The sequence below is a fragment of the Streptomyces niphimycinicus genome (assembly GCF_018883605.1).
Lineage (GTDB): Bacteria > Actinomycetota > Actinomycetes > Streptomycetales > Streptomycetaceae > Streptomyces > Streptomyces niphimycinicus.
On sequence record NZ_JAHLEM010000634.1, the window covers coordinates 1 to 6,729 of the forward strand.

Sequence of the window (6,729 nt, forward strand, 5' to 3'; positions counted from 1 at the left end):
CGCCGAAGTAGTGCATCTTCTTGTCGCCGAGGACGCGCCGCATGAGGTCCATGTCGCGGGCGGCGTTGGTGGTACCGACGTAGGGCAGGATCGTGCCGGAGTTCTTCTCGCATGCGGCGGCGTAGGTCCTGACCCGGCGGAGCTGGCTGTTCACCTCGGCCTTGTCGTCCGGGGTGGAGTCGGCGGCGTAGAAGGCGTCGAGCTGCCGGTCCCCCAGGCAGTGCACCCCGCTGCTGCGGCCGACCCCGCGCGGATCGAAGCTGACCAGGTCGTAGCGGGTGCGAAGCTGCTTGTAGCTGTTGGCGAGGGCCGGGAGGGTGGCCACGCCGGAACCGCCGGGGCCGCCGAAGTTGAAGATCAGCGAGCCGATCCGGTGGCGCTGGTCGGTGGCCTTGGCGCGGATCATGGCGATGCCGATGGCCCGGCCGTGCGGCTTGCGGTAGTCCAGCGGCGCGTGGAGCGTCGCGCACTCCCACTGCCCGCCCGGGGCCTTGGTGGCGGCCGCGTCCTGGCTCGAGGAGGGGGCGGGGCAACTGGACCAGTGCAGCTTCTGATGGGCCGAGGTGTCCGGCCGTCCGCCGCCGCTACCGCATCCGGCGGCCAGGACGGCCAGCAGCAGGGCGGTGGACAGCGCACCGAGGCGCAGAGGTCGGGACACGGCGGCCCTCCCGGGGGTGGCGGCGTATCGCCATCCTGCGGGCGGCGGGCGCCCGGCGCGCGCACAGCGGGGGCGTACGGGTGAGAGGGGAGGCCGGGCGGCCGGTGCCCGCGGGAGGGCTCCGACGGGGCGTCCAGGGCCCCTACAGCGCCTCTCTGCGGGTGAGGTGGGTGAAGGCCACCCAGCCGGGCAGCACCGGCAGCCAGAAGACCATCAGCCGGAAGAGCAGCACCGCGGGCGCGGCGGTCTCGTACGGCAGCCCGGCGAAGGTCAGACCCGCGATCAGGGCGGCCTCGACCGCGCCCACACCGCCGGGGGTGGGCGCCGCCGACCCCAAGGCGTTGCCCGCGAGGAAGACGACGGCGATGCTCGCGTAGCTCAGCTCACCGCCGAACGCCCGGATCGCGGAGTCGAGGCACATCACGTTCGCCGCGGTCAGCAGCAGGGTGCCGCCGATGCCGGTGAGCAGCTTCTTGGGCCGCTGGAGCACGTCCAGCATGCGCGGGACGACGCCCGCGAACAGCGACCGCACCCGGGTGGACACGAACTTCCGCAGCACGGGGATCGCGGTCACCACCAGGACCAGCACGGCGGCCGTCAGCAGCCCGGCGATCACGGTCCGGGACGGCGAGAGCGCCGGGGTGCGCTCGGTGCCGGTGATGTAGCCGAAGACCAGCAGCAGCACGATATGGCTGGCGAGCCCGAACAACTGGGAGGCGCCCACACTGGCCACCGCGAGCCCCGGCCGCACCCCCGCGCGTTGCAGGAAGCGGGTGTTGAGGGCGACCCCGCCGACCGCCGCGGGCGCCACCAGCTTCACGAACGAGGCGGCGACCTGCGCCAGCACCGTCCGTGGCAGCGGCACCTTCTCCGGGACGAAGCCGAGCAGGCTCAGCGCCGCGGCCAGATAGGTGAGCGCGGAGAAGACGAGCGCGAAGATGACCCAGATCCAGTTGGCCTCGCCCACCATGGCGCCCAGCTTGAGATGGGTGAACTGGGACAGCAGGAAGTACGCGGCGAAGGCCCCCGCGCAGAAGCTGACCAGGGTGCGCGGCTTGATGCGCTCCAGCCGCTCGGGCTCTATCGGCGCCTGTGGCCTCACCAGCAGCACCTGCTGCCGGATCTGGGAGAGCAGATCCTCCTCGCGGGCGTCCTCCAGGGCCTCCTCTATGGCGCGCTTCTCCGCCTGCTTCTCGGCCTTGCTGGTCCTGCGGTCGCTGGTGGCCGCCTCCGCGGCCCCGGCCTCCTGGGCGCTCGTCTCCTCGGCCTCCTGCGCCTCCTTGGCCTCCTTGGCGGCGCGTGACGCCTCCAGGACGGCGTCCCGCTGGCGCTGGGCGCGCTCGCGCGCGAGCTGCCGCAGGGTCGCGCGGGTGCCCCGGCCGAGCGCCAGGGGCTGGAGCAGCGGCAGGCTGTCGGCGACCGCGTCCGGGCCGAGGACCGCCACCGCGGCGGCCACGGAGCGCTCGGCGCCCACCCGAAGGCCCAGGGTGGTCAGCAACTGTGCGACGTCCATCCGCAGCACCACGTCACCGGCCGCGATCTCACCGCCGCGCAGATCGGTCAGGATGACCCTGCCGTTCCGGTCCACCAGCAGGGCGTCGCTGTCCAGCCGCCGGTGGGCGATGCGCCGCGACTGGAGCGCCTGGACCTCGTGCCAGGCCCCGGCCAGCAGCTCGTCGGTGATCGCCTCGTCCGGCAGGGCGTGCAGCGGACGCCCGCCGACATGCTCGTAGACCAGCATCACGGCGTCCGGGCCCAGCTCGGAGGTGGCGATCAGCTTGGCCGCGTTGGCCCCGGCCGCGATGGCCGCGTAGGCGAGCAGCGCCTCCTGCTCCAGGGCCTGGCGCAGCGACTGGAGGCTGCGGGGCGGGGTGATCGTCCGCAGGGTCAGCCGCTGCCAGACGCCGTAGAAGAAGCCCTGGGCCTGCTGCTCCCGGTCGACCACGGTGACGTCCAGGGGCGGGCCGTCCTCCAGGGTGACCAGATAGCGGCGGCTCCGGTCGCCGTGGCCGCCGTGCTCGTCCTGGGGCTCCTCGGCGCGCATGGCGCTGACCGGGTTGAAGCCGACGCGGCGCAGCCCGGCGAGCAGGTTCTGGCCCGTGGGGCGCACATTGGGGGAGCCGACCGCGTAGAGCGTGCCGTAGGCCACCGTCCAGCCGATGAGCACCGTAAGGATGATCGCGAACGGTGTGGTGTAGCCGCCCACGAGCACCGCGAAGGCGTCGAGCAGCAGTACGCACCACATGGCCACCCGCCAGCGCGGGCGCCGGGCCATGCCGACGGCCGTCATATAGGCGATGACGGGTGCGAGATAGCCGTGGACGGGGTCGCTGAAGGCGCCGCCGGGTGCGGGCTGGGTGAGCGCCTCGTGGATCGAGCCGGGGGCGGCTCTGGCGACCCACAGGTCCGTGGCGAGGGACACCCCGTGGGCCAGCACCGCGGCCAGCACGCCATCGGCGATCCGCAGCCCGTCCCGTTTGACCAGCCGCTCGAAGGCGAAGGCCACCGGCAGGACGAGGACGGCCACCCCGGCCGTGAGGCCCGCGAAGTCGATCAGGAGTGGGGGCGCCTGGTTGGCGCCGTGCCCGATGTCCTTCTCCAGGCCCGCGGTGGTGCCGTGGGCGAAGGCCGCGATGGCCAGGACGACGGCCATGCCGAGGACGCCGAGCAGCAGCCGCAGCAGATCGGCGGGGCGGTGGACACGGGCGGACAGCAGCGGCTCGTCCCCGGAGACCCGGTCCACATGGCCCTCCGGTCCGTCCGGGCCGCAGTCGTCCCCCGCCTCCGGGGGCTCCTGCCGGCCGCCGGACGGCGCCTTGGAGTGTGGCAACGACTCCGGGGTGCGGGCCTCCTCCTCCGGAGGCTGCGCACCCTGCTGCTTCGCCGTCTCTTCTTGATCTCGTATCACCAGTCACCGCCCGGAAGATGGTGGCATGCCCGGGCTGCGGAGGGGGGCATCAGGGTGCATTTCGGGGACGTGGACCCCGAATGGTACGCCCTGCTGAGGATTCCCGCACAATGCGTGATCGAACCGCGATCCGCCCCGGGAGGGCCCCTCGACACCGCTCATGGGGCGCTCGGCGCGGCCGTCGGCCGGGCTGTCGGAGGGGTGCGGCAGGATGGGGCGGATGAGCCGGGAGAGCGAGGACAGCAGGGAGCCGGGGGACGGGGAGGGCGCCGACGAGCTGCCCGAGTACGCCGAGCGGGTGCTGGACGTGGCCGAGTCCATCCCCTCCGGCCGCGTGATGACCTACGGGGATGTCGCGGAATGGCTGGAGGAGGGCGGGCCGCGCCAGGTGGGGCGGGTGATGGCGCTCTACGGGGGCGCCGTGCCGTGGTGGCGGGTGGTGCGCGCGGACGGTGTGCTGCTGCCCGGCCATGAGCTGCGCGCTCTTGACCACTACCGCGAGGAGGGCACCCCGCTGCGCGAGGCGGCGCGCTCGGCGGAGGGCCATGTGCCGCGGATCGACATGGCCAGGGCGCGGTGGGACGGGGGCGGGGAGGGCCACGGCCGGTAGTGGGGCCGCATGCGCCGGCGCTCGGGGCCGCGGTGGCCGTGCCGGGGTCCGCGGAGGTGTGTGCACCTATGTGCGATGGGCCCGCGGTCGTCTTACCGGCGGTATCCACAGCCATACGGGTGAGGTCCCGTCGTGCATGAGAGGCTGTCCCGCACCCAGCCAACCCACCAGGACCGGCGATCCAACGTGAGCTCCTCCCCCTCGTCCCTTCCACGGCAGCGGCAGGCGCGGCAGCCCTCCTCACGGCAGTCCTCCTCGGGCGTCTACCGCCTGCTCCGTCATCGGCCGGAGCCCGGATCCCTTCCTGTCCTGGACGCACGGCAGCGCGCTGTGGTCGAGCATCGGGGCGGCCCCTTGCTGGTGCTCGCCGGGCCCGGTACGGGCAAGACGACGACGCTCGTGGAAGCGGTGGCCCGCCGGGTGCGCGAGGGCGCGGACCCCGAGCGGCTCCTGGTGCTCACCTTCAGCCGTAAGGCCGCCGTCGAACTGCGCGACCGCATGGCCGCGCGCCTGGGCGGTGCGAGCGCCCCACGGGCCACGACCTTCCACTCCTACTGCTACGCCCTGGTCCGTGCCCACCAGGACGTCGACCTCTTCGTCGATCCGCTGCGGCTGCTCTCCGGACCGGAGCAGGACGTCGTCGTCAGGGAGCTGCTCGCCGGGCAGGCCGAGCTGGCGCGCGAGGGCCGGGCCTTCGTCCGCTGGCCCGACGACCTGCGCGCCTGCCTGACCACGCGGGGCTTCGCCGACGAGGTGCGCGCGGTGCTCGCCCGCAGCCGGGAGCTGGGCCTGGGCCCACGGGCGCTGGGGGAGTTCGCCGAGCGCACCGGGCGCCCCGACTGGTCCGCCGCGGCCGGTTTCCTCGCCGAGTACCTCGACGTCCTGGATGCCCAGGGGGTGCTGGACTACGCGGAGCTGGTGCACCGCGCGGTGCTGCTCGCCGGGCGGCCGGAGGTCGCGGCCGAGCTGGCGGGGCGGTACGACGCCGTGTTCGTCGACGAGTACCAGGACACCGACGTGGCCCAGGGCCGGCTGCTGGGGGCGCTCGCGGGCGGCGGCAGGACCCTGCTCGCCTTCGGCGACCCCGATCAGTCGATCTACGCCTTCCGCGGCGCCGACGTGGGCGGCATCCTCCGCTTCCGCGAGGACTTCCCGCGGGCGGACGGACGGCCCGCCGACCTGGAGGTCCTCACCGTCTCCCGCCGCTCGGGGGCCGAACTGCTCGCGGCCACCCGGCGGATCGCCGGGCGGATGCCGCTCACCCGGCTGCCCGCGCGAGCCGTAAGGGCGCATCGGGAGCTCGCGGCCGTTGGCGGCGGTGGCCGCGTCGAGGCGTATACGTACCCCACCGCGGGCGCCGAGCTCGACAACGTCGCCGACATCCTGCGCCGCGCCCATCTGGAGGAGGGGATGCCTTGGCGTGAGATGGCCGTCCTGGTGCGCGCCGGGGGGCGCTCGATCCCCGGCGTGCGCCGGGCGCTCACCTCGGCCGGCGTCCCCGTCGAGGTGGACGGCGATGACATCCCGCTGCGTCATGAGCCCGCCGTGGCCCCCCTGCTCACCGCGCTGCGGGCCGCCGCCACGGCCGCGCTGCCGGACAGCGGCGGGCTGTCCGCGGTCCTCGGCGTCGAGACCGCACTGACCCTGCTCACCTCGCCCCTCGGCGGTATGGACGCCGCCGATCTGCGCCGCCTGGGCCGTGCGCTGCGCGAGGAGGAGCGGTCCGCCGGACGCGCGGTGCCGCGCCCCTCCGACGTCCTGCTCGCCGAGGCGCTCGCCGAGCCGGAGCGGCTGGCCGTCCACGACCCGGCGTACGCACGCGGCGCCCAGCGGCTCGGGCTGCTGCTGCGCACCGCCCGGGAGACGCTGGCCCGGGGCGACACCGCCGAACAGGCGCTGTGGCAGTTGTGGGACGGCACCTCCTGGCCCGGCCGGCTGGAGCGGGCCGCGCAGCGCGGCGGCACCGCCGGGCGGAACGCGGACCGCGACCTCGACGCGGTGTGCGCGCTGTTCGAGACCGCCGCCCGGGCCGAGGAGCGCACCGGCGGCCGCGGCGCCCTCAACTTCCTGGAGGAGATCGACGCCCAGGACATCGCCGCCGACACCCTCTCCCGCCGGATGGCCCGCCCCGACGCGGTACGGCTGATGACCGCCCACCGCGCCAAGGGGCTCGAATGGGCCCTGGTGGTCGTCGCGGGGGTGCAGGAGGGGCTGTGGCCCGATCTGCGGCGGCGCGGCTCGCTCCTGGAGGCCGACCGGATCGGCCGGGACGGGCTGGCCGAACCGCTGCCGCCGGGCGCGCTGCTGGCCGAGGAGCGGCGGCTGTTCTATGTGGCGGCGACCCGCGCGAAGGAGCGGCTCGTGGTCACCGCCGTCAAGGCCGCCTCCGAGGACGGGGACCAGCCCTCCCGCTTCCTCGCCGAACTGGGCGTCCCGCCCACCGATGTCACCCAGCGGCCGCGCCGCCCGCTGTCCGTCGCCGCGCTCGTCGCCGAGCTGCGCGCCACCACCGTCGACCCGGACGCCTCGGAGGCGCTGCGCGACGCCGCCGCG

General features: G+C 74.7%; 3 protein-coding genes and 1 pseudogene. 2 read left to right on the plus strand and 2 right to left on the minus strand.

The window, feature by feature from the left end:
• Both KN815_RS38440 and KN815_RS38445 read right to left on the minus strand, forming a co-directional pair.
• Window positions 1–658 (minus strand): annotated as a pseudogene (locus tag KN815_RS38440) (alpha/beta fold hydrolase); the annotation flags it as partial.
• Window positions 659–800: 142 nt separating this feature from the next.
• On the minus strand, window positions 801–3,566 hold the full coding sequence (locus tag KN815_RS38445; RefSeq protein ID WP_216346450.1) for a lysylphosphatidylglycerol synthase transmembrane domain-containing protein: 2,766 nt from the start codon (window positions 3,564–3,566) through the stop codon (window positions 801–803).
• A gap of 220 nt (window positions 3,567–3,786) precedes the next feature.
• Between KN815_RS38445 and KN815_RS38450 the strand changes: the two genes are divergently transcribed.
• Entirely contained in the window at window positions 3,787–4,176 is a 390-nt protein-coding gene (locus tag KN815_RS38450) for an MGMT family protein (protein WP_216346451.1), read from the plus strand.
• 186 nt (window positions 4,177–4,362) lie between these two features.
• Window positions 4,363–6,729 (plus strand): ATP-dependent helicase (locus tag KN815_RS38455; protein ID WP_216346452.1); only part of this gene is annotated, 2,367 nt, incomplete at its 3' end.

Excerpts from the sequence above, each read along its gene's own strand:
- KN815_RS38450 (WP_216346451.1), top strand. The coding sequence starts at position 3,787 with ATGAGCCGGGAGAGCGAGGACAGCAGGGAGCCGGGGGACGGGGAGGGC.